The 22,527-nt window shown below is 67.8% G+C and carries 29 protein-coding genes and 1 other RNA gene; 16 read left to right on the forward strand and 14 right to left on the reverse strand.

Features of this window, described 5'->3' with window-relative positions; all coding sequences use genetic code 11:
- Window positions 1-50: 50 nt before the first annotated feature.
- Complete coding sequence (gene pspF, locus J7495_RS08475; RefSeq protein WP_294056041.1) at window positions 51-1,097, reverse strand: phage shock protein operon transcriptional activator; 1,047 nt, start codon at window positions 1,095-1,097, stop codon at window positions 51-53.
- A gap of 405 nt (window positions 1,098-1,502) precedes the next feature.
- Here pspF and pspA point away from each other — a divergent pair, with 405 nt between their 5' ends.
- The 11 genes from pspA to J7495_RS08530 all read left to right on the forward strand — a co-directional run bounded on the left by pspA (window position 1,503) and on the right by J7495_RS08530 (window position 6,109).
- Window positions 1,503-2,171, forward strand: coding sequence for a phage shock protein PspA (pspA, locus tag J7495_RS08480; protein WP_294056042.1), 669 nt, complete (start codon window positions 1,503-1,505; stop codon window positions 2,169-2,171).
- Window positions 2,172-2,175: 4 nt separating this feature from the next.
- Window positions 2,176-2,442, forward strand: coding sequence for an envelope stress response membrane protein PspB (gene pspB, locus J7495_RS08485; RefSeq protein ID WP_294056043.1), 267 nt, complete (start codon window positions 2,176-2,178; stop codon window positions 2,440-2,442).
- Between the two features lies 1 nt (window position 2,443).
- The gene (gene pspC / locus J7495_RS08490; protein ID WP_294056044.1) at window positions 2,444-2,818 is read left to right on the forward strand and encodes an envelope stress response membrane protein PspC; all 375 of its coding nucleotides are present in this window, start codon (window positions 2,444-2,446) and stop codon (window positions 2,816-2,818) included.
- Window positions 2,819-2,857: 39 nt separating this feature from the next.
- Window positions 2,858-3,163 (forward strand): hypothetical protein, encoded by a 306-nt coding sequence (locus J7495_RS08495; RefSeq protein ID WP_294056073.1) that lies wholly within the window; start codon window positions 2,858-2,860, stop codon window positions 3,161-3,163.
- A gap of 65 nt (window positions 3,164-3,228) precedes the next feature.
- Window positions 3,229-3,513 (forward strand): hypothetical protein, encoded by a 285-nt coding sequence (locus J7495_RS08500; protein ID WP_294056074.1) that lies wholly within the window; start codon window positions 3,229-3,231, stop codon window positions 3,511-3,513.
- 12 nt (window positions 3,514-3,525) lie between these two features.
- Window positions 3,526-3,789: a hypothetical protein gene (locus tag J7495_RS08505; RefSeq protein ID WP_294056045.1), complete on the forward strand. Its 264-nt coding sequence runs from the start codon at window positions 3,526-3,528 to the stop codon at window positions 3,787-3,789.
- 40 nt (window positions 3,790-3,829) lie between these two features.
- Window positions 3,830-3,952, forward strand: a complete 123-nt coding sequence (locus J7495_RS08510) for a hypothetical protein (protein WP_294056046.1) — start codon at window positions 3,830-3,832, stop codon at window positions 3,950-3,952.
- Window positions 3,953-3,988: 36 nt separating this feature from the next.
- On the forward strand, window positions 3,989-4,258 hold the full coding sequence (locus J7495_RS08515; RefSeq protein WP_294056047.1) for a hypothetical protein: 270 nt from the start codon (window positions 3,989-3,991) through the stop codon (window positions 4,256-4,258).
- A gap of 15 nt (window positions 4,259-4,273) precedes the next feature.
- Window positions 4,274-4,522 (forward strand): hypothetical protein, encoded by a 249-nt coding sequence (locus tag J7495_RS08520; protein WP_294056075.1) that lies wholly within the window; start codon window positions 4,274-4,276, stop codon window positions 4,520-4,522.
- Window positions 4,523-4,547: 25 nt separating this feature from the next.
- Window positions 4,548-4,958, forward strand: coding sequence for a SufE family protein (locus J7495_RS08525; protein WP_294056048.1), 411 nt, complete (start codon window positions 4,548-4,550; stop codon window positions 4,956-4,958).
- Window positions 4,959-5,398: 440 nt separating this feature from the next.
- Window positions 5,399-6,109, forward strand: coding sequence for a hypothetical protein (locus J7495_RS08530; protein WP_294056049.1), 711 nt, complete (start codon window positions 5,399-5,401; stop codon window positions 6,107-6,109).
- 4 nt (window positions 6,110-6,113) lie between these two features.
- Here J7495_RS08530 and J7495_RS08535 read toward each other — a convergent pair whose 3' ends face one another.
- The 4 genes from J7495_RS08535 to J7495_RS08550 all read right to left on the reverse strand — a co-directional run bounded on the left by J7495_RS08535 (window position 6,114) and on the right by J7495_RS08550 (window position 7,984).
- Window positions 6,114-6,440, reverse strand: a complete 327-nt coding sequence (locus tag J7495_RS08535) for a (2Fe-2S) ferredoxin domain-containing protein (RefSeq protein ID WP_294056050.1) — start codon at window positions 6,438-6,440, stop codon at window positions 6,114-6,116.
- Window positions 6,437-6,973, reverse strand: coding sequence for a J domain-containing protein (locus J7495_RS08540; protein ID WP_294056051.1), 537 nt, complete (start codon window positions 6,971-6,973; stop codon window positions 6,437-6,439). The genes J7495_RS08535 and J7495_RS08540 overlap by 4 nt, the downstream gene beginning before the upstream one ends.
- A gap of 238 nt (window positions 6,974-7,211) precedes the next feature.
- An RNA gene (rnpB, locus tag J7495_RS08545) (RNase P RNA component class A) lies at window positions 7,212-7,581 on the reverse strand.
- 43 nt (window positions 7,582-7,624) lie between these two features.
- A complete protein-coding gene (locus J7495_RS08550) occupies window positions 7,625-7,984 on the reverse strand; it encodes a hypothetical protein (RefSeq protein WP_294056052.1) in 360 nt (119 codons plus the stop codon).
- 123 nt (window positions 7,985-8,107) lie between these two features.
- Between J7495_RS08550 and J7495_RS08555 the strand changes: the two genes are divergently transcribed.
- The gene (locus tag J7495_RS08555; protein WP_294056053.1) at window positions 8,108-8,548 is read left to right on the forward strand and encodes a DUF2185 domain-containing protein; all 441 of its coding nucleotides are present in this window, start codon (window positions 8,108-8,110) and stop codon (window positions 8,546-8,548) included.
- On the opposite strand, the gene J7495_RS08560 is transcribed toward J7495_RS08555, so the two are convergent.
- The 9 genes from J7495_RS08560 to J7495_RS08600 all read right to left on the reverse strand — a co-directional run bounded on the left by J7495_RS08560 (window position 8,545) and on the right by J7495_RS08600 (window position 17,246).
- Complete coding sequence (locus J7495_RS08560) at window positions 8,545-9,246, reverse strand: N-acetylmuramoyl-L-alanine amidase (protein WP_294056054.1); 702 nt, start codon at window positions 9,244-9,246, stop codon at window positions 8,545-8,547. The two genes, J7495_RS08555 and J7495_RS08560, sit on opposite strands and share 4 nt — an antisense overlap.
- A 31-nt stretch (window positions 9,247-9,277) precedes the next feature.
- Window positions 9,278-10,150 (reverse strand): protein-glutamate O-methyltransferase CheR, encoded by an 873-nt coding sequence (locus tag J7495_RS08565; protein ID WP_294056055.1) that lies wholly within the window; start codon window positions 10,148-10,150, stop codon window positions 9,278-9,280.
- Window positions 10,147-11,220, reverse strand: coding sequence for a chemotaxis-specific protein-glutamate methyltransferase CheB (cheB, locus tag J7495_RS08570; protein ID WP_294056056.1), 1,074 nt, complete (start codon window positions 11,218-11,220; stop codon window positions 10,147-10,149). Before cheB ends, J7495_RS08565 begins: the two co-directional genes overlap by 4 nt.
- A gap of 23 nt (window positions 11,221-11,243) precedes the next feature.
- Window positions 11,244-11,609: a response regulator gene (locus J7495_RS08575; protein WP_271239577.1), complete on the reverse strand. Its 366-nt coding sequence runs from the start codon at window positions 11,607-11,609 to the stop codon at window positions 11,244-11,246.
- Between the two features lie 87 nt (window positions 11,610-11,696).
- Window positions 11,697-12,128, reverse strand: coding sequence for a chemotaxis protein CheW (locus tag J7495_RS08580; RefSeq protein ID WP_294056057.1), 432 nt, complete (start codon window positions 12,126-12,128; stop codon window positions 11,697-11,699).
- On the reverse strand, window positions 12,125-14,446 hold the full coding sequence (locus tag J7495_RS08585) for a chemotaxis protein CheW (RefSeq protein WP_294056058.1): 2,322 nt from the start codon (window positions 14,444-14,446) through the stop codon (window positions 12,125-12,127). Before J7495_RS08585 ends, J7495_RS08580 begins: the two co-directional genes overlap by 4 nt.
- Window positions 14,447-14,532: 86 nt before the next feature.
- The gene (locus J7495_RS08590; protein WP_294056059.1) at window positions 14,533-15,381 is read right to left on the reverse strand and encodes a CmcJ/NvfI family oxidoreductase; all 849 of its coding nucleotides are present in this window, start codon (window positions 15,379-15,381) and stop codon (window positions 14,533-14,535) included.
- 28 nt (window positions 15,382-15,409) lie between these two features.
- Window positions 15,410-16,051, reverse strand: coding sequence for a histidine phosphotransferase family protein (locus J7495_RS08595; protein WP_294056060.1), 642 nt, complete (start codon window positions 16,049-16,051; stop codon window positions 15,410-15,412).
- Window positions 16,052-16,139: 88 nt separating this feature from the next.
- Window positions 16,140-17,246: a nucleoside hydrolase gene (locus tag J7495_RS08600; RefSeq protein WP_294056061.1), complete on the reverse strand. Its 1,107-nt coding sequence runs from the start codon at window positions 17,244-17,246 to the stop codon at window positions 16,140-16,142.
- Between the two features lie 138 nt (window positions 17,247-17,384).
- Between J7495_RS08600 and J7495_RS08605 the strand changes: the two genes are divergently transcribed.
- The 4 genes from J7495_RS08605 to J7495_RS08620 all read left to right on the forward strand — a co-directional run.
- Window positions 17,385-17,996 (forward strand): TetR/AcrR family transcriptional regulator, encoded by a 612-nt coding sequence (locus tag J7495_RS08605; protein ID WP_294056062.1) that lies wholly within the window; start codon window positions 17,385-17,387, stop codon window positions 17,994-17,996.
- A gap of 332 nt (window positions 17,997-18,328) precedes the next feature.
- Window positions 18,329-18,718, forward strand: coding sequence for a hypothetical protein (locus J7495_RS08610; protein WP_294056063.1), 390 nt, complete (start codon window positions 18,329-18,331; stop codon window positions 18,716-18,718).
- Complete coding sequence (locus J7495_RS08615) at window positions 18,715-19,980, forward strand: efflux RND transporter periplasmic adaptor subunit (protein ID WP_294056064.1); 1,266 nt, start codon at window positions 18,715-18,717, stop codon at window positions 19,978-19,980. Before J7495_RS08610 ends, J7495_RS08615 begins: the two co-directional genes overlap by 4 nt.
- 50 nt (window positions 19,981-20,030) lie before the next feature.
- Window positions 20,031-22,527, forward strand: a 2,497-nt coding sequence (locus J7495_RS08620; protein WP_294056065.1) for an efflux RND transporter permease subunit, incomplete at its 3' end; no start/stop codon positions are given.

A 22,527-nucleotide genomic window follows, 5' to 3' on the forward strand; every position in this document is an offset into this window, starting at 1 on the left:
CATGGCGCAAACGAGGGCTTTGGAGCGGGTATAACCCAACAGTCTGGAAACTACCCTCCCGCCCCCAGCAGCTCGTGGCGCTTCAAAGCATGCCGCAACTGGTCATAGGTCAGCCCCAGCCCCTCGGCGGTCGCGCGCTGGTTGAAGCGGTGCTCGGCGAGCGCGCGCGCCAGCAGGTCGCGCTCGAAGCGCGCGACTCGCGACTTGAAGTCATAGCTGTCGTCGATCGGCATCGCCGGCACCTCGACCGGCGCCGCGTCGTTCGCCGGCGACACCACTTCCTCCCGCTCGACCTTCGCGGTCTGCGTCGGCGAGGTGCGCGGGCGGAAGGGCGACTGGAAGGGATCGATCTCGATCGCGTCGATCGGCCCGTCCGCCTCCCAGCGATATACTGCGCGCTCGACGACGTTGCGCAGCTCGCGGACATTGCCCGGCCAGCCGTAGTTCTCGAGCGCGTCGGTCGCGTGCGGCCCGAACCCCGGCCAGTCGCGCCAGCCCACTTCGGCGGCCATGCGCCGGCCGTAGAATTCGGCGAGCACCATCACGTCGCCGCGGCGTGCGCGCAGCGGCGGCAGCGTCACCACTTCGAACGACAGCCGGTCGAGCAGGTCGGCGCGGAACTTCCCCTGCTCCACCCGGTCGGGCAGATGCTCGTTGGTCGCCGCGACGATGCGCACGTCGACCTGCACCGGCCGCGACGAGCCGATCCGCGTCACTTCGCCATATTCGACCGCGCGCAGCAGCCGGTCCTGCGCCGCCATCGATAGGGTGCCGAGCTCGTCGAGAAACAGCGTGCCGCCGTGCGCTTCCTCGAAGCGGCCCGTCCGCGCCTTGGTCGCGCCGGTGAAGGCGCCCGATTCATGCCCGAACAGCTCGGCTTCGATCAGCGTCTCGGGCAGCGCCGCGCAGTTCATCACCACCAAAGGCTGGTCCCACCGCGGACTCAGGCGGTGGAGGCGCTCGGCGACGAGCTCCTTGCCGGTGCCGCGCTCGCCGATCACGAGCACGGGCCGATCGAGCGCGGCCGCACGGCTCGCGCGCTCGAGCGCATCGAGAAAGGCCGAGGACTGGCCGATAACCTGGGTGACGCGTTCCATATTTCACCAACCCTTTGGCGCGTTTTACCAACTGTTGGTAAGACTACAAATGTAAACTTAACGCACCCTGAACAGGAAAATTGGCAGAAAACGGCAGATTTCTGCGGTTTTCAGAAATTGGCACGCCTCCTGCTTAGGATGAGGCAAGCCCGATGACGGGCCAATCGAAACGCCAAGGTTCAAGGAACAGGACAATGACCTACACCGCCACCAATTTCCGCAACATGTTCGTCGCGGTCGCTCTCACCTTCGCCGTCAGCGTGGTCTTCCTCGCCGGCGCGGTCGGTCCGGCGGTCGTCGCGTAACACGGAATTCCCCGCTCGCTCGCCCCGGCGAGCGGCCCCCGCCGGGAGGGGACCCCCTAGACCCTCCCGGCGGCACCACAGTACGAAGGAGTGAACACCGATGGGCATCTTCTCGCGAACCCGCGACATCATCGCAGCCAACGTCACCGACCTGCTCGACAAGGCCGAGGACCCGGCGAAGATGATCCGCATGATCATCCTCGAAATGGAAGAGACGTTGGTCGAGGTCCGCGCCTCCGCCGCGCGCACCATCGCCGACCAGAAGGAGATGCGCCGCCACATCAGCAAGCTCGAGAAGCTCCAGGAGAGCTGGACCGAGAAGGCCGAGCTGGCGCTTTCCAAGGATCGCGAGGACCTCGCCAAGGCCGCGCTGATGGAGAAGCAGAAGGCCTCCGACATGTGCGAGCAGCTCGCCGAGGAGATCACGGTACTCGACGAGGCGCTCAAGGCTTCGGAGGAGGACATCAACAAGCTCCAGTCGAAGCTGCGCGAGGCGCGTGCCCGCCAGAACTCGATCGTCGCCCGCATGGAGAGCGCCAACAACCGCGCCCGGATGCGCGAGATGTACAACGGCGGCCGCATGAACGACGCCTTCTCGCGCTTCGACATGCTCGAGCGCCGGGTGGACCTGGCCGAGGGCCGTGCCGACGCGGCGGGCCTGGGCAGCGCGCCCAAGACGCTCGAGGAGGAGATCGCCGAGCTCAAGTCGTCCGAGAAGGTCGACGCCGAACTGGAAGCGCTGAAGCAGCGCGTCGCGAAGAAGGGCTGATCCGATGGAGGATGTGTTCCTTCCGATCATGATCGTGGGGATGCTCTTCATCGGGCTCCCCTGGGTGATCATGCACTATATCACCAAGTGGAAGCAGGCCGCGACGATCACGGGCGAGGACGAGAAGCTGCTCGACGAGCTGCACTATCTCGCCCGCCAGCTCGAGGACCGGCTCCAGACCGTCGAGCGCATCGTTGCCGCCGACAACCCGGATTTCCGCCCGCGGCGCGAGCCCGAGCCCGATCCGTACGACTTCTCACGGAGGAATTGAGATGGCCAGCCGCACCAAATTCTACCTCGACAAGCAGAATGCCAAGTGGCTGGGCGTCTGTTCGGGCCTGGCGGACTACACCGGCATCGAAGTGATCTGGCTCCGCCTCGGCTTCGTGCTGCTGACCTTCGCGATGTTCCCGTTCAACCTCGTCGCCTATCTGCTGATCGCCTGGATGGCGCCGGCGGCGCCGCGGGGGCTCTACGAGACGCCGGAGGAAGCGAAATTCTGGCAGGGCGTGCGCTCGAACCCGAAGCGCTCGACCTCGGAGATCCGCTCGAAGTTCCGCGACATCGATCGCCGCCTTGCCGACATCGAAGTCTATTACACCAGCCGGAATACCCGGCTCGCCGATGAGATCGACAGCCTGCGCTGATCCAGCCGCGGCTGCCAAAGGGAGGAAACAATGGAACATATGGGTTGGCTGGTACCGGTGCTGATCGTCGGCGTCGTGATGGCCTCCAGGGCGTTCCAGACCTGGGTTCGCGCCAAGCATGGCTACCCGGTCGAGGATGATTGCCCGTCGAGCCGCCTCACCGGGCGGGCCCGGGGAGCCCAGGACGGGGGCCTGGCAGCCGAACGCAAGATCGCGCTGCTCTCGTCCGAGAATGAACGGCTGACCGGCCAGATCCACCGGCTCGAGGAGCGGCTCGCCGTGCTCGAGCGGATCGCCACCGATCCCGCCGAGCGGGTTGCCCGCGAAATCGACGCACTGCGCTGAGGGGAGACACGATAATGGACTCGGAGAAAGTAGCGTTCCTGCAGAGCCTCTCGGGCATCTTCCCGATGATCGCAGTGATCGTCTCGGTTGCGGTGGGCGCCTGGGTGTTCACCACCTGGCTCCGGATCAAGAACGGCTACCCGCTCGAGAACAGCTGGGGCAAGCCGATCTATCCGAAGACCGACGACGAGGCGATGGAGCGGATCAAGCTGCTCAGCCAGGAAAATGCCCAGCTCCGCGCGGAGCTCGGCTCGATCAAGGACCGGCTCGCCAACGTCGAGCGTATCGTGACCGACAGTGCGCATGGCCTGGATCGCGAGATCGAGCAGCTGCGCGGCACGCGGAACTGAGGAGAAACTGGGATGAGCCCGTTCTGGATACCGATCCTGGGGATCTGCTGCGGCCTGGTGGCCATCATCGGCGGCGTGTTCGTGAAGCCCTGGATCGAGCTGCAACGGCGCAAGATGGAGCTCGAGGCTCAGATGGTGGCAGAGAAGGCGGCGCAATATGCCGCCCACACCGAGCGGCTCGAGCAGCGGGTGAGGGTTCTCGAAAGGATCGCGACCGATCGCGGCGCCGATCTCTCCGAAGAGATCGACAGGCTTCGCGACGAGCCGCTGAACTGACCAACCGCCGGCACGCCCGGCGAACCGAAGGAATAGAGACATGTTGATGGTTGTTGCCGTACTGGCGGTCCCCACCGCCATCGGGGTCTGGCTGGCCGAAAAACGCGATCGCCCGCGCCGCCGCGCGATGCAGGCGACCGATCGGGTCCAGCCCGCCGAATAAGCAAGAAACGACGCGAAGACAGGGAGTTCCACGCCAATGAATCCGTTCGAAATGGTTGTCGCGATCATCGTCGTGGTCACCATCGGCAGCGTGCTCAAGGCCCGCTACGGGGTCCGCAAGGACCAGTGGGGCAACGAGGTCCACGTGCCGACCGGCGCGGACACGGCCGAGAACGCCCGGCTTCGCGACGAAATCCGCACGCTCCGGGACCGTATCCAGGTCCTCGAGCGCGTGGTCACCGACAATGAGAGCGGCGCCCGCATCGATCGCGAGATCGAAGCGCTCCGCGACAAGAACAAGGTTTGATGGGAGGCTGATGTGATCATGGACGCCCATGTCTACACCACCGTCGCGCTGTCGAGCCTCGCCGGCGTGGCGATGGTCACTGCAGCGGGGCTCTCGGGCTGGCGCGGCTGGCTGCGGCTCAAGCAGCTCGAGCTCGGCGACCGCCGTCCCTCGCCCGACGCGCACCCGATGCCGACCGGCTCGGCCGCGTCGCGGATCGAGATCGCCGACCTGAAGGAGCGCATCCGCAAGCTCGAGGCGATCGCGGCCGGGGTGGACCTCTGAGGCCCACCCGGCTAGCGGGGCCGGCATGCCGACCCTCGCCGAGCTCCAGGAGGAATATGAATTCCTCGACGCGGACGACCGCTACCGATTGCTGATCGATCTCGGGCGCGGCCTGGAGCCGATGCCCGAAGCCCTCAAGACCGATGCGACACTGGTGCGCGGCTGCTCCGCCGCCGTCTGGGTCTATCCCACCCGCAACGACGCCGAGGGCGGCTCGCTCCACTTCCTCGCCGATTCGAATGCCGCGATCACCAAGGGCATTATCGCGCTGGTGCTGATCGCGGTGCAGGACAAGGCGCCCGCCGCCATCCTGGCCACGGACATCGAAGCCGCCCTCGCCCCCTTCGACCTGCGCAACCAGCTCAGCTCGAACCGCACCCAGGGCATCCCCAACATGATCGCGCTGATCCGCGAAACCGCCGAGCGCTACGCGTAAGTTGGCAGGGAGAGCCGGTCGGCTCTGATCCGCGCGGCCGGCGACTTGCAAAATAGGAGTTCAAAGGCGAGCCTGCTCGCCGCTCTTTCGCATCGTCGATCCACGCCAGCCTCCCTTTCGGAGCCAACACGCGTCCGCTGACGCCAAACGGTTTTTCACATGATTGGTGTCAACCGTGTAAACTGTATTATCTCAATACCACACCAGGATCTTCTCGCCCAAGTGTCGCCGATCGTTGGGCAATGAACGACTACGCCGTCCATACGATCGCGGTGTGCCAGCTCTTCGTGACACCCTCGGCGGCCTTATTAAGATCAGGACCGCCCGCAGGCCCCGTTGACCCCGGGGCCCGCCGAACGCCGCCCATCCGTTGACGCACCCGGACGGATCAAGCATCGTCGACGAGCCTTGCACGAGGCGGCGGTGATACGAGGTGCGCCATGAATTTCATGCCGTTGGTAGCGCTGGCCCTGGTCGCGCTCGCACCTCCGCCGCCGCCCGAGACCCGAATCGTCGAGCCCAAGGAGATCAAGGGGCCGGCGGGGCTGAAGTCCGGCGAGGGCGTGCTCCGCCTGTCGCTGCGGTCGCAGCGGCAGTTCATCGAGACCGCCTATCTCTACCTGGTCGAAGTCAGGCCCGACGGCGCCGACGGCCCCCTGGTCCTCCGCTTCGAGCGGGGTGCCGGCGTGCCCGTGATGGGCACCAACATGATCGACGTGAAAGCGCGCTACTATCGCGTGCCGCGGGGCCGATACCGGCTGCTCGCCTATACGGTCGCGTGCAACACGGTGCCGCCGCCCGGCACGGCTTGTCTGTTCGGCGCACGCGCACTGCCAACCGAAGCCTATGTCGGCGGATCTCCGACGCTCGAAGTCGCCGAGGGCGCCGTGACCGACGGCGGCGACTTCGTGATCGAATATACCAAGGAGGTGGACCTCGATAAGGTCGACCTGTTCGACGACAGTTTCTCGGACGAAGGTTATGGCGTCCGCTGGCGGGCGATTAAGCCGGCGATCGCGCCGCCGTTCGCAGCGCTCCGGGCGGGGCCCGCGCCTGTCGTCCCGCCAGAGTTCCGCTCGCGCATCGAATGCGAGCAGCGGCCGAAGAGCATGAAGATCCAGTTCCCCTTCCGCTGCCCCGCGACGAACTGAGCGTTCAGCGAGTCTCCGGACGCGAATCCTCGCCCAGCCCCAGCGCCTCGCCTACCTCTTCCACCGGCGTGCCCTTCTCTACCAGCAGCCAGCCGTGGGGGTCGTTGCCGTTGACTACCGTAACCGCGCCGCGCGGGCAGACCCCCAGGCACTTCACTTCGACGATGCCGGCGCGGCTCTTGCGGCCCTTCTTGAGCCCGAAGGCCTTGCGCAGCGCCTTGGCCAGCCCGGTCTTGCCCTTCGGCCCGAAGCCGCCGTCGAGCTTCTTCGAGCATTTGGCGCAGACGAGGATCGCGTCGTCCCAGTTCGAACGGATCGGCCGCGTGCTCAATCGCCCTTCCAGCTCCGCCGCTCCTCGGCGGCCTTGAGCACGTCATAGGCGGCCTGGATTCCGTGGAAGCGCTTGGCGGCCTCGGCGTCGCCCGGGCGGACGTCGGGGTGGTTGGCCTTGGCGAGCCGACGATAGGAGACGCGGACCGCTTCGAAATCGGCATCCGCCTCGAGTTCGAGCACTTCCAGCGCGCGCATCTCGTCGCGCGAGCGGCTGCCGTCGCCGGGGCCCGCCCAGCCATAATGCGAGGCTTCAGCGAAGCCGTTCGCCGAGCGCCGCTCGTCGGCTTCGCGCTTGGCGGCTTCCTCGGCGGTCAGGCCTTCGAAGTAATTCCAGTTGCGATTGTATTCGGCGGCGTGCGTCTCGCAGAAATACCAGCGCTCGGGGCTGTTGGGCGATTTGGGCGCAGGCCGGTCGCCGGGTTCCTGGCAGCCGTCGCGGTCGCACAGGCGCACCTGCTGCGCCTCGCGCGCGGCGCCATACTCGCGCCAGCGGGGGAATCCCCAATCCATCGATCGCGTCGAACGGGCCATCGAACCGAGATAGGCAAAGGATGTGACAAGCGCCACCTGGGGCGAGCCCGGAAGCGAAAAAATTAACGAATGAACGGTGCCGTCCGGTATCCAAACAAGCCCGCTCCTTCCATCGTCATCCCGGCGAAAGCCGGGACCCAGGGCCGCGGGCGACTTCCTCTGTAACCCTGGGTCCCGGCTTTCGCCGGGATGACGGCTGGGTAGATGGCGCCTGGAGTTTCGACGAAAGAGCACGAACACTGCCAGAGGGCCTGTAAGCCGGGTTCTGTCCTCGCCTTTCGGCGATGGGCGACCATTCCTCTAGGCGACGGATCGCTCCGCCGCTCAAGCAACCAACCCGGGCGCCGGGGCCGGAACATGGCCCATGTGGCGCCCCTATTCGGTCTTGCTCCCGGTGGGGTTTGCCGTGCCGCTTCCGTTGCCGGTCGCGCGGTGCGCTCTTGCCGCACCCTTTCACCCTTGCCCCTCGCCCGAAGGCCGGTTGGCGGTCTGCTCTCTGTGGCACTTTCCCTGGGGTCGCCCCCGCCGGGCATTACCCGGCACCGTCGTTCCATGGAGCCCGGACTTTCCTCGCGTGCTTGCGCACCCGCGGCCGCCCGGCCCTCTGGCAGTGGAGGCGCTATAGCGTCCGGCGGCGCGCGTGCAAGCCGGTCAGGCGGCCGGCGGTTGCTCGTCCTCGGCCTCGCCGTCGCTTGCGTCCGACTTCTCGGATTCAACGGCGTTGTACGCCACTGCCGTGCCCGAGGCGGTGACGACGATATGCGTAAGGCTGCCGAGCGGCCCGGCGGCAAGCGCGGCGGCGCGATAGTCGGTCGAGGGCTTGAGCACCGCGTCGGCGCCCACGACGCGCGCCATCCGCTCGAGCGCGCTCGACGCCTCGGCCACGGTCGGCGCCGTCACCGACGGCAGCGGCTTGCCTTCGCCATCGGTCCGCGCGACGCCCGTCAGCCGCACCCGCACGGGCCCCATGGTGGTATATTGCGATCCCAGGCCCTGGTTCGAGTGCAGCATGATTTCCTCCAACGCTGCATTAACCCCGCCGCGATGACAGAGGCGTAACCAACCTGCGTAAAGGCGCAGGTAACCGAGTTGAAAGGGATTGGCTCCTTCTACGCGCGTAACTAGGTTCGGCCCATGAACGGACGCATTCTTCTGGGGTTCGCGGCGATCCTGACTTACCTCGCCGCGGCTCCCGCCCAGGCGCAGCAGGCAGGCGACGGAACCAGGCCGATGAAGCAATTCGCCATACCGAAGGAGCGGATGAAGCGGCTGGTCGACGACAACAGCGTGGCGATCGCCAGCGACCGGATCACGGTCGACGGCCACAAGGTGGGCTATATGTACCGCGAGGCGCCGCACGATCCGGTCGACAGCGGCTGGCGCTTCCTCGCCGGGGACGAGGACGACGCCTATATGGACAATGCCGCGAACCACGGCGTCTATACGGTCAACACGATCGCCAACTACGACCCCGAGATCATCCCCTTCCTCGAGGCACCGGCGGGAAGCGCGTTCATCCGCGTCGACGGCAAGCTGGTCCCCGACCCCAAAGGCGCGCCGGCACCCCGCGACTAATCGTCGCCCTGCGGCTTGGGGAGGAGCAGCGCCAGGAGGATGCAGCGCAGTTCCATGTCGATCTCGCCGTCGATATGCTCGGGGCGGAAGCGGCGCTGGAAGGCTGTCACTGCCGCCTCGGGATCGGTCACGTCATAGCCGAAGCGGTCGAGCGCCATCAGGAAGCCGGCGTCGGTCCAGCCGGGGTCCATGAGGTTCTTGGTCGGCCGCGGCAGCGCGAGGCGCAGGCGCGCGAGGCTGTGCCAGGGGAAGAGCTCGCCCGGGTCCTGCTTGCGCGCCGGGGCGATGTCCGAATGGCCGACGACGTTGCCGCGGGTGATGGCGTAGCGCTGCTTGATCTCGGCGACGAGCGGGATCACCGAGGCGATCTGCTCGTCCGGAAAGGGGCGATAGCCGAACTCATGACCAGGATTGACGATCTCGATCCCGACGCTCGCGCTGTTGATGTCGGTGGTACCGCGCCAGTGCGAGCGGCCGGCGTGCCAGGCGCGCTTGTCCTCGTTCACCAGGCGCAGGATCGTCCCGTCCTCGGCGACGAGATAGTGCGCCGAGACCTTCGCCGCGGGATCGCGCAGCCGATGGATCGCCGATTCGGCATCCTGCATGCCGGTATAGTGGAGGACGATGATCGAGACCGGCAGCGCCCGTTCGTCGAAATTGGGCGACGGCGCCTCGATGATGGTGAGCCCGCTGTCCATGCGCGGCTTAGAGACGAAATGGCCTCGGGGTTCAACCCGCGACGCGAACCACCTTGGGCGCGAATTCGTCGATCGAATGGTAGAAGCCGCGGTAGCGGTCGCTCGGCACGAAGCGGTCGGTCTGGCCGATCACCGTCTCGCCGGCGCCGAGCACGAGCAGCCCGCCCGGGCGCAGCGCCTCGAACAGCCGCTCGAACACCTGGCGGCGCACGTCGAGCGTGAAATAGAGCATGACGTTGCGGCACAGCACCACGTCGAACTTGCCCGGCGGCGGCGCATCGGAGGCGAGGTTCTGCTGGCGGAACTGGATGCGGTTCACCAGGTCGCTGTTCGCGGTCCAGTCGCCGTTGGTGCCTTCGAACCAGGAGATCATCCGGCGCACCGAAAGCCCGCGCTGGATCTCGAACTGCGAATAGCGCGCCGCCTTGGCGCGGGCCAGCGCGCTCGCCGAGATGTCGGTCGCGACGATCTCGGGGATGGTGGCGTTCGCCCCCCCTGCCCGCTCGAGCAGCAGCATCGCCAGGCTCAGCGGCTCCTGCCCGTTCGAGCAGCCCGCGGACCAGATGCGCAGGCGCCGGTGCGGCTGCTCCGCGCGCATGTCGGTGACGGCGTCGGCGAGCAGGTCGAGCACCGCGGCGTCGCGGAAGAAGCTCGTTTCCTGGTTGAGGAGGGCATCCACCACCATGTCCGCAAGTTCCCCCGTTCGTGCGACGACCATGGCCGCGATCAGATCGTCCAGACTATGGAGCCCGCGTTCGCGCATCAGCGGCTTGAGCGCCGTCTCGATGCGCCAGGCCCGGTTTGCCGCGAGTTGCTGGCCGGTACGTTCCTCGAGCAATGCCGAAATCGCGTTCAGCGCCGAGGACGAGGTCGGCATGCTCGGCGCGGGCGCGTGATAGCTCATGACGGCCTCCGCCGGCTGGCGACGAGCTTGCCGATCTCCTCGGGCGGCAGCACCGCGCTGGCGCGACCGGCGCTCGCAACGCTGCCGGGCATGCCCCAGACGACCGAGCTCTCGCGATCCTGCACGACAATGCGCGCGCCGGCATCAACCAGCCTGGCGGCGCCCTCGCTGCCGTCGCGGCCCATGCCCGAGAGCACGATGCCCAGCGCACGGGCGCCGTAGACTTCGGCGATCGACTCGAACATCGGATCGACCGAGGGCATGCAGCCGCTCGTGCAGCGCTCCTCGGTCAGCCGGATCGCGGTGCCTTCGGAGGTGCGGACGACGCGCATGTGCGCGGTGCCGGGCGCGACGATGATTCGGCCCGGCCGGATGCGCATGCATTCCGCGGCGACGTCGCACGGCCGGCTGCCGAGCACCGCGAGCTGCGCGGCGAAGAAGCTCATGAACGAAGGCGGCAGGTGCTGGGTCACCAGGATCGGCACCTGGAAGCTCTGCGGAATCGCGCGGAGCAGCTGGCTGAGCGCGTGGATGCCGCCGGTCGAGGCGCCGATCGCGACGATGTCGAAGTCATCGTGCAATGCCGGTACCGTCGAGGTCGGCAGTGACGGGGCGGTCTCGGCGTGCGGCTCCATCAGTCGCTCCAGCCGCTCCTCGAGCACTTCGGCGAAGCGCCCGCCGAACGCGCCGACGCCGGGCTTGACCAGCGTGTCGGCCGCGCCGAGCGCGAGCGCCTGCACGGTGGCGGCGGCGCCTTCTTCGGCGGAGGAGGAGACGATCAGCACCTTGGCGCCTCGGCCCGCAGCAAGCAGGTCGGGCAGCGCGGTCAGCCCGTCGACGCCGGGCATCTCGATGTCGAGCAGGATGATCTCGACGTCATGGCGCGTGAGGAAGGTGAGCGCCGCGCGCGCGTCGCTGACCGCGCCGGCCACGGTGAAGTGGCGCGTGCCTTCGATCATCCGCCCGATCACCGACCGGGCGACGACCGAATCGTCGACGATCAGCACGCGGGCCGGCGCACCATGGTGCGCGCCCGGGCCGACTTCGACGATATTGGTGTTCCGCGCCATCACGCCGCTCCTCGCGGGCTCGCTCAGGCGACGCCGACGATCTGCAGCTTGCTCTCGAGCGTCTCGCGATCGAACGGCTTCATGACATATTCGTCGGCGCCCGCTTCGATCGCGGCGCGGATATAGGCCATGCCGTTCTCGGTGGTGCAGAACACCACCTTCGGACGCTGGGGCAGCCCCGAATCCTTGAGCGCGCGCAGGAAGTCCATGCCGCTCATCACGGGCATGTTCCAGTCGAGCAGAATCACGTCGGGCGGTGTCGCCAGGCACGAATCGAGCGCCTCGCGCCCGTCGCCGGCTTCGCGGACTTCGAAATCCAGGGTTTCAAGGATGTGCCGGGCGACCTTGCGGATCACCTTGGAGTCATCGACGACGAGGCAAGTCTTCATATTCCCCTGTTCCCCAAGCTTCCGGGCGTGCAACAATTGGTCTGACATGAAACCCGTAAGCGCCGCGTTAATTGCGGCGTCCGGGAATCACGCGGCGGCAGCGGAATGTCCCGGCACCAAAGCAGTGAGATCGATCGCGAGCACCGGCTCGCCGTCGCGCTCGACGAGGCCGCGGCCGACGTGGCGCCAGGCGCGCTCGAGCGAGATCCCGCCGGCGAGCGGCAGCAGCTCGAACGGCGCGACGTCCTCCAGCGCATCGACGAGCAGCGCATAATGATGGCCTTCGATCTGGGTGATCACCGCGCGGCGCCCCTCGGTCTCGGCTGAGGGCAGCCCGAGCGCGGCGTGGGTGTCGACCACCGTCACCACGCGGCTGCGCAGCGCGGCGAGCCCGCGGACGTGCTCGCTCGCGCGCGGCACAGCGGTCACTTCGCCGATGTCGACCACCGATTCGACCTGGTCCGAGTCGATCGCGACCCAGCGGCCGGCGATCTGGGCGATGAGATAGAGATGAGTCATGCGCGGCCTCCCGCGACGCGGGCTTCGAGCGCGGAGAGCAGCCCCATGCGGTCATAGCGATAGACGCTGTCGTCCGAAGCGCCGCGCGGGGCCTTGCGGCGGCGCAGCCGCACCACCGGCATGGCCGCACCGTCGGCCTCGGCGAGGTCGCTCTGGGTAAGCACGACCGCGGCAGTCTCGCCCGAGGCGAGCTGGGTCACGACGCGATAGCCAGCCGCCTCGAGCATCGGGCGGACGAACGAGGCCATCCAGCCGTCGCTGTCGCCCGCGAGCAGGCAGACCGGCGCGACGTCTTCCTCGTCGTCGCTGCCGAACTCGCCGAACACCCAGAAGGCGTCGAGCAGTTCGACCTGCTCGCCATCGAGCAGCACCACGCCCGCGACCGGGCCGGGCTCGCGCGCCGGGGCGATCTCTTCGGGCAGGATGACGATGTCGAGCGCTTCATCGATCGCATAGGCGACTTCGTTGTCGCCGTCCTTGAGGCGGAGCACGCTGAGCTTGGCGCGCGTGCCGACTTCGCCCTGCGCGGCGAGCGGCAGGATGCGGCCGTCGATCGAGAGGCGATGGCTGCCGGCGGAGAAGCGGACGCTCGCGCTTTCGACCTGCTCGACGCGGTCGACGATGGCGAGCGGCACCGCGCGGCGCTTGCCGTCCAGATCGGCGAAGAGCAACGCGGGCGTGCCTGGCGTCTCGCCGACGGCATCCTCGTCCTCATCGTCGTGAAGCGTGTCGCGGTGGAAGATCAGCCCTGCGGCGCGCGCCATGCCTGCGCAATCGAGCATGAGCATCGGGAGCCCCGAGTCGGGCAACGTCTGGCCGGCATAGACGCCTGTCGTCATCACCGCGGGGGAGGCCGGCTTGATCACCAACTCCTCATTGTCGAGCACGGTGTCGACGGCCAGGGCATAGCTGCCCTCGGAGACGCTGACGATCGCGAGCATCTGTGCTTCTCCGAACGCCTGGCGGTGCTCGATGCCGAGCAGCTCGCCGAGGTCGACGAGCGGGATGCGTCGGTCGCGGACGGTGGCGATCCGGCTCCCGCCGAGCATGTCGATGCGGATCTGGTCGCCGCGCTCGGTGACGATCTCCTCGATCGCCTGGCGCGGCAGCGCGAACCGCTGCTTGCTCACGCCAACGACGATCGCCGAGATGATCGAGAGCGTGAGCGGCACATGGATCGCGATGCGCAGGCCCTTGCCCGGCGCATTGTCGAGGTCGATGCGCCCGCCGATCTGCTCGATCGAAGCGCGGACGATGTCCATGCCGACGCCGCGGCCCGAGATGTCGCTGACTTCGTCCTTGCTGGTGAGCCCGGGCTGGAAGATCAGGTCGAGCTTGGCGCGTTCGGGGAGCGCGCGCAACTCGCGCTCGTTGCGGCCCTGCGCGATGAGCTTGCGGATCAGCCGCTCGGTGTCGATGCCGCGGCCGTCGTCGGCGATCTCGACGATGATCTGGTTGCCCGACTGGCGCGCCGAGACCGAGAGCCGGCCGTTCTCGCGTTTTGCTGCGGCGCGGCGCTCGGCGGGCGATTCGATGCCATGGTCGATCGCGTTGCGCACGATGTGCACCAGCGGATCGCGCATCACTTCGATCATCTCGCGGTCGAGCTCGACGTCCGAACCCTCAACCTGGAGCATCACCGACTTGCCGAGGCCGGCCGCGGTGTCGCGCACCATCCGCGGCAGCGCGGAGAAGAGCGCGTCGATCTTCTGCATGCGCGTGCGCGTGACCGTGTCGCGCATCTCGCCGACGGTGAGCGACAGCCGTTCGAGCGCAGCCTCGACCGCGGGATCGATCTCGCCCTGGCGCAGCCTTCGGGCGAGCTCGTTGCGCGCGAGCACCATGTCCGACATGCCCGACATCATCCGGTCGAGCAGCTCGACGTTGAGACGGACGCTGCGCGAGGCGACGCGCTGGATCGCGCCGTTCGACGCCTGTGCGACTTCGGCCGAGCCTTCGGCGAGGGCAGCGATCAGCAGGTCCTCGCCGGTGTCGTCGAGGCTCGCGCCCGCGTCGATCGCTTCGACCAGCTCGCCGATCCTGTCGACCACCGCGAGCACGGCGTTGACCAGCGCGCGATCGGGCTTGCGGTCGCCCGAGCGCACCTGGGCGAGCACGTCCTCGGCGGAATGGCTGAGCCGGCCGAGGCGCGGCAGGTCGAGGAAGCCGCAGCTTCCCTTCACCGTATGCACGAATCGGAAGATCGCATCGAGCCGCGCGCGATCCTCGGGATGCGCCTCCCAGGCGACGATCTCGCCCGAAAGCGCCTCGAGCGTCTCGCGCGTCTCGGCGATGAATTCCTGAAGCAGGTCGTCCATGGGGTCCCGGCGCCAATTTGCAGCAGGCACCATGGGCGCTCAGAGTTAATTCCCGGTTAGTGGGTCGATCGGTTGTTGCGCGCTCCTCAGCCGCGCAGCACCGTTACGCCGACGCGATATTCGCAGCTCTGGCGCAGCTCCGCATCGACCGGCGCGGCCGGATCGGCGAAGGCCGAGTGGAAGCAATTCCCCGGCGGATGCGGCGTCTTCCAGAATTCGGCGAGCTTGAAGACCAGCATCTCGTCTGCCGTCATCCGCGGATAATAATACCAGCGCTGCCCGGGGTTGAAGCGCAGCGACAGGTGATGCGTCTCGCGGCCCTCGGGCGCGATGCCGGTGAGGCCGGTGGGGACGAGGTCCTCGGGCGAAAGCGTGGAGATGTCGCACAGCGCGAGCGGCATGTGCTCGAGCGGCGCGTCCATGTTGGTCGTCCGCCAGAAGTCGACCCACACCACGCCCTCGACCTGGTCGCGCGAATAGATGTCGCGGAACCAGGCCGCGGCCTGGTTGCCCGCGAAGGCGCCGATGTTGTGGGCATAATCGTCGAGCCCCACGCCGCCGTCCGAATGGACGCCGTCGGCATAGGCGGGCACCGGCGTGTCGCGGCCGCGGCGGAGCACGCCCGGGTAGAGGTCGAATGCGACGCGCTTGTCCGGGAACAGCCGCTCGCGGATCAGCGTGCCGACCTCGGGAAGGTAGACGCTCGCCATGTCGGCGTCCCAGTCCTTCACCGCCGTGACATGCGGCAGCAGCACGAAGCCATGCTCGGCGAAGAACTCGCTGTCGGACTTGGCCGCGGCCTGCATCGGCCGCGCGTCGGCGATCTCGATGCTGCGGCCGCCCATCGGTCCGGCGGCGGTGCCCACCGGCCCGCGCAGCCGGTCCTCGGCCACGAAATCCTCGGGCAGGAAGCCGTTCAGCCAGGCGACGGTCATGGTCTCGATCCCCTCTCCGGGGACGTGCTTATACCTTGAAGCTCGCCCCGAACAGCAGCACTTCGGCGTCGGGCGGGCTCACCTGGAGCGCGCCGCCGCCCTGCTCGACCAGCGCGTTGACGAGGAACGCCGCCGCCGAGCGCGGCGTGACCGGCAGCTCGTCACGGCCCCCCGCCAGCGCGCTGCGCAGCTCCGGATCGAGGACGATGCGCGGGCCGTCGGCGCGAACGACGATCTCGATCGTGTTCGCCGCCTTCTCTGCACCGATATCGAGCTGACCGCCGCGGATCAGCGCGTCGCCGGCGATCAGCGAGAGGTTGAGCAACACCTTGATCGCGCTCTTGGGCAGCACCGGATCCTCGACCAGCCAGCCGATCTTCACGCGGTGGTTGTCGCCGAACAGCCCCTCGATCGCGGCATGCGCCTCGCGCGTGTCGACGGTCTCGCCGAAGCCCCCCGCGGCGCCGAAAGCCAGGCGGAAGAACTTAAGCTTGTTGGCACTGGCTTTCGCACTCTCGCTCAGCAGCTCGAGGCAGCGCTGACGCATCTCCGGGTCGTGCTCGTCGGCGAGCAGCTCGATCCCGTTGTTGAGCGCGCCCACGGGGCTGAGCAAGTCGTGGCAGAGCCGCGAACAGAGCAGGCTCGCGAAATCGGTGGGGCTGATGTTCATGTTCTGGCTCCCGGCTTTGTGCCTCTTAGGCACAGCCGCTGGCGCGCTTCAAGCCGTGGAGAACCGAAAAGTCGCAGAAAGGCGCGCGCTACTTGGCGACGGGCCGGGTATAAAGCGCGCGCATGTCGGCTTCCATCCGGGCGCGGTCGACTTCGAGCACCACCGTCTGCGCCTGTTCGCCGAGGTGCGGGCGATAGGCTTCGGTCCAGGAGAGCGTGTCGCCATAGGCCGCGGCCATGCTCGTCTCGAAGTCGATCCACAGCGTCTCGCTGCGCGTCACGATCGCGGGATCGAGCCACACCATCGCCGCCAGTTCGTCCCACATCGGAAAGCCCGGGCTGATCGACTTGCCGAGCGCCTGGGCGAGCGGTGACGGCACCGCCTGGATCGTCGCGAGATAGTCGCTCGACCATTGCGTCCCGGTGGACGGATCGACCGGGATCATCGTGACCTTGCGCCACGGCGCATGCGCGACGATCCGCGCCGCCTCGGGGTCCCAGCGGATGTTGAACTCGCGCCGCGGCGAATTGACGAACTCGCGCGCGAACTGGTCGGCGGAGGCGTTGCGGATGCGCTGGGTGGGGTTGAGACTCCCGCCCATATAGACGAGCTCCTTGATGTTCCTCGCGAAATCCGGATCGAGGCTGGAGGCCAGCGCGATGTTGGTCATCGGGCCGGTGGCGAAGAGCGTGATCTCGCCGGGATGCGCCCTCGCCATGCGGATCAGGAACAGCGCCGCCACCTCGGCCGAGGGCTTGAGCGTGGGGTTGCCCTCGGGAAGGTCGGGCACGACCCTGGGATCGGTGGCGCCGGGGTGGTCCTGGATCGTATCGCCGGGCCAATAATCGGTCCAGGGTCCCTTGAAGACGAGCCGGCCGTACATCCCTTCCCAGCGCTTCACCTGCTCCTGGCTGTTGAGCAGCGGGAAGGTCGCGCCCGGCACCACGGGCACCTTGGTGCGCCCCAGGATCTCGAGCGTGCGCAGCGCATGCGCGGTCGCGGTGTCGCGCCACACCGATCCGCTGGTTGTGGTGATGCCGAGCACCTCGACGCCCGGCGCCTGGAGCAGCAGGGTAGGTACGCCGTTCAGGCCGATCACGTCGTCGTCGATCAGTACCAATCGCCTGGGCGAGTCGGCGGGCCGGGCGGCAGCGGGAACGGAAAGCAACAGGATAAGCAGGGCAAGCAGGCGCATCAGGGGCTCCGACGGAAAGGGCCTCTCCCGAGATCGCCTTTTTGCGCTAGATTGGCGGCGCACCGGGACCTCCGTCAATCCACCTAGCTGGCCACGGTATCTGGACTTCTCACGCCGGTTAATTATATACCGCTTGTTATGGAAGCAGCAATTCTCTCGCATTCGAAGGGTCGTCCGCGCGAATTCTGCGTCGACACCGCCCTCGCCGCCGCGCTGCGCGTCTTCTGGAGCAAGGGTTATGAGGGCGCCTCGATGGCCGACCTCACCGATGCCATGGGGATCACGCGCCCGAGCCTCTACGCCGCCTTCGGCAACAAGGAATCGCTCTTCCGCAAGGCGCTCGATCTCTATGAGCGCGAGAAGATGTGCTACATGGCGGCCGCGCTCGACGCGTCGACGGCGCGTTCGGTGGCTGAGAAACTGCTCACCGGCGCGCTCGAGAACCAGACCAGCAACGAGGAGCCGCGCGGCTGCCTCGGCGTGATCAGCTCCGTCGCGTGCGGTGCCGAGGCGCAGACGATCCGCGAGGAAGTGATGGCGCGTTCGCAGGCTGCGCATCGCTCCATGGTCGAGCGGATGCAGCGCGCGATCGACGAAGGCGACTTCAACGCGCCGGTCGATGCGGAGGGCATCGCCAAATATCTCGTCGCGATCGTCCAGGGCATGGCCGTGCAGGCCGGCGCCGGCGCGACCCGTGAAGAGTTGCAGCGGTTGGTCGACACGACGCTGGCCGTCTGGCCGTCGCGATAGGGCTTGACCCAAGCGGCGCTTTAGGTGCACCGCAAAAAAATATCGCCCGGTACAGAATTCAACCTTGACGCAAGTTGAACCGATTTCTATACTGCTTGGTATAGAACGGATGGAGTCCTCCGGATACGATGTGCCGAGCGGCACATCCCAAAGGATGGCTTGGTCCATGTGGGTGGTTGCGTAAACAGAACGTCCGACGGGGCCGGCATTCGCTGCTGCGCCGGAGGAAAGAATGCATCGGAGAGGGATCCGAGCTGGCGCGGGGCCATCCGCGCCGGGATGCGCGGCCGTGCGCCGTGATCCCGGGTCCCGAGACTGGGTGGAGACAAAAGGTGGCCTATCTCGATTTCGCAGTGCATGCGGGTCTTGGCGTCGCGCCGGTTGCGGCAGCGCGCGAGGATGTCGCGACAGCGCTGTCGCCGCTCGAATGGTCGGTGGTGACGCTGGCGCGCCGGGACGGCCGCGCGTCGATCCGCCCGTCGGGCTTCCTCTCGCGGCTCGCCCGGTTGGTCGCCGGCGGCGCGCCGAAGACGCCGCTTTCCAATCCTCGCCTCGAGGCGCTGCGGCGCTTCGCGGTGCTCGCCTGGACCTCGGCGCGTCCGATCGCCTCCGAGGACCGCAACGCCTTCCTCGCCGCCGGCTTCAGCGCCGGCCAGACCGAAACCCTGCTCTCGCACGTCGGCGCCGCGCGCGCCCTCGCCCCCCGGAGATTCCGCGCATGAACATGATCGCTCCCATCGACACGGCCGAGACCAAGCCCGCGCAGACCGAGGCCGAGGCCAATCGCTCGCGCCTCGTCCGCCGCGCCGCCTGGATCGTCGGCCCCGTCGCGCTGGTCGCGGCCGGCTATGGCCTGTTCCACCGCGACGCGCCGGTGCTCGCCGCACCGCCGCCCCCCACAGTCACCGTCGCCGCGCCGCTCGCACAGGACGTGACCGAATGGGACACCTATGTCGGCCGCTTCGAGCCGAGCCGCTCGGTCGAAGTGCGTCCGCGCGTCTCGGGCGCGGTGGTCGCGATCCACTTCAGGGACGGCGAGATGGTCCGCCAGGGCCAGGCGCTGTTCACGATCGACCCGCGCCCCTACACCGCCGCGCTCGCCGAGGCGCGTGCCGGCGTCGCCACCGCGGTGAGCGACTTGGCGCTGGCCCGCACCGACTATGAGCGCGCGCTCAAGCTGGTCTCGGCCGATGCGGTGTCGCAGAGCGAAGTCGATCGCCTCCGCGCGCGCGTCCAGGCAGCCCAGGCATCGCTCGCCGCGGCCCAGGCCCGCGTCCGCGCCCGTGCGCTCGACGTCGAGTTCACCGTCGTCCGCGCGCCGATCAGCGGCCGCATCTCGGACCGCCGCGTCGATGCGGGCAACCTCGTCGCGGCGGGCGAAGGCCAGGCGAGCACCTTGCTCACCACGATCAACGCGCTCGACCCGATCTACTTCACCTTCGACGGTTCGGAGGCGCTGTACCTCAAGTCGAAGCGCGCCGGGTCGGAGACCGCCGCGCCGGTCGAGATCAAGCTTCAGGACGAAGGCGATTATCGCTGGAAGGGCCATCTCGACTTCACCGACAACGGGCTCGACCAGAAGTCCGGCACGATCCGCGCCCGCGCGGTGATCGCCAACCCGGACAATTTCCTCGCGCCCGGCCTGTTCGGCAACATGCGGCTCGCGGGCGGCGGCACCACCCGCGCGCTGCTGGTGCCCGACACCGCGATCTCGACCGACCAGGTCCGCAAGATCGTGCTCACCGTCGGCAAGGACGGGACGGTCGCGCCCAGGGAAGTCACGCTCGGCCCCGTCGTCAACGGCCTCCGCGTGATCCGCAGCGGGCTGACCCCGGCCGACCGCGTCGTCATCACCGGCATCCAGTTCGCCCAGCCGGGCGGCAAGGTGCTCACCGTCAACGGCAGGATCGCCCCGCAGCAGACGGGCGGTACGAGCGACACCGTCGCTCCGCCGCCGGCCGGCGAGGCAACGCTCGCGCACTGATCCGCGCGAACCACTGCTGATCATTCGCCTCTCGTAGAGGAACAGGAATCATGCGCCTCTCGCGCTTCTTCATCACGCGCCCGATCTTCGCATCGGTCATCGCGATCATCATCACGATCATCGGCGCGATCGCCTATTTCGCGCTGCCGGTGTCGCAATATCCCGACATCGTGCCCCCCACGGTCACGGTGACCGCCGCCTATCCCGGCGCCTCGGCCGAGACCGTCGCCGAGACCGTCGCCGCGCCGATCGAGCAGGAGATCAACGGCGTCGACGGCATGCTCTACATGTCGTCGCAATCGACCGGCGACGGGCTGCTGACGATCACCGTCACCTTCAAGCAGGGCACCGACCTCGATGCGGCGCAGGTGCTCGTCCAGAACCGCGTTGCCGTGGCGATCCCGCGCCTGCCCGAGCAGACGCAGCGTGCCGGCGTGGTGACGCGCAAGACCTCGCCCGACTTCCTGCTGATCGTGAACCTGATCTCACCCGATCACTCGCTGGATCGCGGCTATATCTCCAACTATGCGCTCACCCAGGTGCGCGACCGGCTGGCCCGGCTCGACGGCGTCGGCGACGTCCGGCTGTTCGGCAGCCGCGACTATGCGATGCGCGTGTGGATCGATCCCAACCGCGCCGCCGCGCTCGACCTGACCGCCGGCGAGATCGTCGCGGCGCTGCGCGCGCAGAACGTCCAGGTCGCGGCGGGCACGCTCGGCCAGCCTGGCTCGAGCAACACCGGCCAGGCCTTCCAGCTCAACGTCGAGACGCAGGGCCGGCTAAAGGACCCCGCGCAGTTCGCCAACGTCATCATCCGCACCGACCCGGACGGGCGCCAGGTGCGCGTGTCCGACGTGGCGCGCGTCGAGCTGGGCGCCGCCGACTATAACTCCAACACCTATCTCTCGGGCGACCCCACCGTGATCACCGCGGTGTTCCAGCGTCCGGGCTCGAACGCGCTCGCCGCGGCCAGGGCCGTCGAGCACGAGATGCAGGTGATGTCGAAGGGCTTCCCCAAGGGGCTCGAATATCGCGTCATCTACAACCCGACCGAGTTCATCGCCCAGTCGATCGACGCGGTCTATCACACGCTGGGCGAAGCGATCCTGCTCGTCGTGCTGGTGGTGATCGTGTTCCTCCAGAAGTGGCGGGCGGCGGTCATCCCGGTGGTGGCGATCCCGGTGTCGCTGATCGGCACGATGGCGATCCTGCTGCCGTTGGGCTATTCGCTCAACAACCTCTCGCTGTTCGGCCTGGTGCTGGCGATCGGCATCGTCGTCGACGACGCGATCGTCGTCGTCGAGAATGTCGAGCGCAACCTCTCGCACGGGATGACGCCGCTCGAGGCGGCGCGCACGTCGATGGACGAAGTGTCGGGTGCCCTCGTCGCAATCGTGCTGGTGCTGCTCGCGGTGTTCCTGCCGACGCTGTTCCTCAACGGCCTGTCGGGCGCCTTCTACAAGCAGTTCGCGGTGACGATCTCGGCGGCGACCGCGATCTCGCTGCTGGTCTCGCTCACCCTGTCGCCCGCGCTCGCCGCGCTGCTGCTCAAGGGTCACGAGGGCGGCAACGAAGGCCCGGTCGGCCGCGTGGTCACCCGCGCCGCCGATGCGTTCAACCGCGGCTTCGAGCGGCTGAGCAATGGCTACAGCCGGCTCACCCGCACGCTGGTGATGCGCCCGAAGCGGATGATGGTCGCCTATGCCGGCCTGATCGCCGCGACGGTCGCCATGCTCTGGGCGACGCCCGTCGGCTTCATCCCCGCCCAGGATCAGGCTCACTTCCTGACCGTCATCCAGCTTCCGCCGGGATCGTCGACGGCGCGCACCGATGCCGTGATGAAGAAAGTCGCAGCGCGCGTGCTCAAGATCCCCGGCATCAAGGGCAGCGTCATGCTCTCGGGCTTCGACGGCCCGTCGGAGACGCGCGCGGCAAGCTCGGCTGCGGCCTATTGGGTGCTCGACGATTTCAAGACGCGCGCCGCCAAGGGCGAGACGCTCGCCAAGTTGATGGACGATGCCCGCAAGGCGACCTCGGACATCAGCGAGGCGCGGCTGATGGTCGTGGCACCTCCCTTGATCCGCGGTATCGGATCGGCCGGCGGCTATCGCCTGATGATCGAGGATCGCGACGGCGCCGGCTATGCCGAGCTGGAAAAGCAGGCCAATGCGGTGATCGCCAAAGCCAACCAGACCAAGGGGCTGCAGGCGGTCTACACCTTCTTCGAAACCGCCACGCCGCGCGTTTTCGCCGACATCGATCGTGCCAAGGCGGATATGATCGGCGTGCCGCCGTCGCGTGTGTTCGAAACCCTGCAAGTCTATCTGGGATCGGCGTTCGTCAACGATTTCAACCTTCTGGGCCGGACCTTTCACGTGACGGCGCAAGCCGACGCGCCGTATCGCCGCACGATCGCGGACATCGCCAATCTTCAGACCCGGTCGAATTCGGGCGAGATGGTGCCGCTCGGCTCGGTCGCGACGTTCCGCGACAAGACGGGGCCGTACCGCGTGACGCGCTACAACCTCGCGCCTGCGGTCGCGGCGG

This window comes from Sphingomonas sp. (assembly GCF_017745215.1).
Classification (GTDB): domain Bacteria; phylum Pseudomonadota; class Alphaproteobacteria; order Sphingomonadales; family Sphingomonadaceae; genus Sphingomonas.

Coding starts and splice junctions, on each gene's coding strand:
- pspF (WP_294056041.1), bottom strand. CDS start 1,097: ATGGAACGCGTCACCCAGGTTATCGGCCAGTCCTCGGCCTTTCTCGAT.
- pspA (WP_294056042.1), top strand. CDS start 1,503: ATGGGCATCTTCTCGCGAACCCGCGACATCATCGCAGCCAACGTCACC.
- pspB (WP_294056043.1), top strand. CDS start 2,176: ATGGAGGATGTGTTCCTTCCGATCATGATCGTGGGGATGCTCTTCATC.
- pspC (WP_294056044.1), top strand. CDS start 2,444: ATGGCCAGCCGCACCAAATTCTACCTCGACAAGCAGAATGCCAAGTGG.
- J7495_RS08495 (WP_294056073.1), top strand. CDS start 2,858: ATGGGTTGGCTGGTACCGGTGCTGATCGTCGGCGTCGTGATGGCCTCC.
- J7495_RS08500 (WP_294056074.1), top strand. CDS start 3,229: ATGATCGCAGTGATCGTCTCGGTTGCGGTGGGCGCCTGGGTGTTCACC.
- J7495_RS08505 (WP_294056045.1), top strand. CDS start 3,526: ATGAGCCCGTTCTGGATACCGATCCTGGGGATCTGCTGCGGCCTGGTG.
- J7495_RS08510 (WP_294056046.1), top strand. CDS start 3,830: ATGTTGATGGTTGTTGCCGTACTGGCGGTCCCCACCGCCATCGGGGTC.
- J7495_RS08515 (WP_294056047.1), top strand. CDS start 3,989: ATGAATCCGTTCGAAATGGTTGTCGCGATCATCGTCGTGGTCACCATC.
- J7495_RS08525 (WP_294056048.1), top strand. CDS start 4,548: ATGCCGACCCTCGCCGAGCTCCAGGAGGAATATGAATTCCTCGACGCG.
- J7495_RS08530 (WP_294056049.1), top strand. CDS start 5,399: ATGAATTTCATGCCGTTGGTAGCGCTGGCCCTGGTCGCGCTCGCACCT.
- J7495_RS08540 (WP_294056051.1), bottom strand. CDS start 6,973: ATGGCCCGTTCGACGCGATCGATGGATTGGGGATTCCCCCGCTGGCGC.
- J7495_RS08550 (WP_294056052.1), bottom strand. CDS start 7,984: ATGCTGCACTCGAACCAGGGCCTGGGATCGCAATATACCACCATGGGG.
- J7495_RS08555 (WP_294056053.1), top strand. CDS start 8,108: ATGAACGGACGCATTCTTCTGGGGTTCGCGGCGATCCTGACTTACCTC.
- J7495_RS08560 (WP_294056054.1), bottom strand. CDS start 9,246: ATGGACAGCGGGCTCACCATCATCGAGGCGCCGTCGCCCAATTTCGAC.
- J7495_RS08565 (WP_294056055.1), bottom strand. CDS start 10,150: ATGAGCTATCACGCGCCCGCGCCGAGCATGCCGACCTCGTCCTCGGCG.
- cheB (WP_294056056.1), bottom strand. CDS start 11,220: ATGGCGCGGAACACCAATATCGTCGAAGTCGGCCCGGGCGCGCACCAT.
- J7495_RS08575 (WP_271239577.1), bottom strand. CDS start 11,609: ATGAAGACTTGCCTCGTCGTCGATGACTCCAAGGTGATCCGCAAGGTC.
- J7495_RS08580 (WP_294056057.1), bottom strand. CDS start 12,128: ATGACTCATCTCTATCTCATCGCCCAGATCGCCGGCCGCTGGGTCGCG.
- J7495_RS08585 (WP_294056058.1), bottom strand. CDS start 14,446: ATGGACGACCTGCTTCAGGAATTCATCGCCGAGACGCGCGAGACGCTC.
- J7495_RS08590 (WP_294056059.1), bottom strand. CDS start 15,381: ATGACCGTCGCCTGGCTGAACGGCTTCCTGCCCGAGGATTTCGTGGCC.
- J7495_RS08595 (WP_294056060.1), bottom strand. CDS start 16,051: ATGAACATCAGCCCCACCGATTTCGCGAGCCTGCTCTGTTCGCGGCTC.
- J7495_RS08600 (WP_294056061.1), bottom strand. CDS start 17,246: ATGCGCCTGCTTGCCCTGCTTATCCTGTTGCTTTCCGTTCCCGCTGCC.
- J7495_RS08605 (WP_294056062.1), top strand. CDS start 17,385: ATGGAAGCAGCAATTCTCTCGCATTCGAAGGGTCGTCCGCGCGAATTC.
- J7495_RS08615 (WP_294056064.1), top strand. CDS start 18,715: ATGAACATGATCGCTCCCATCGACACGGCCGAGACCAAGCCCGCGCAG.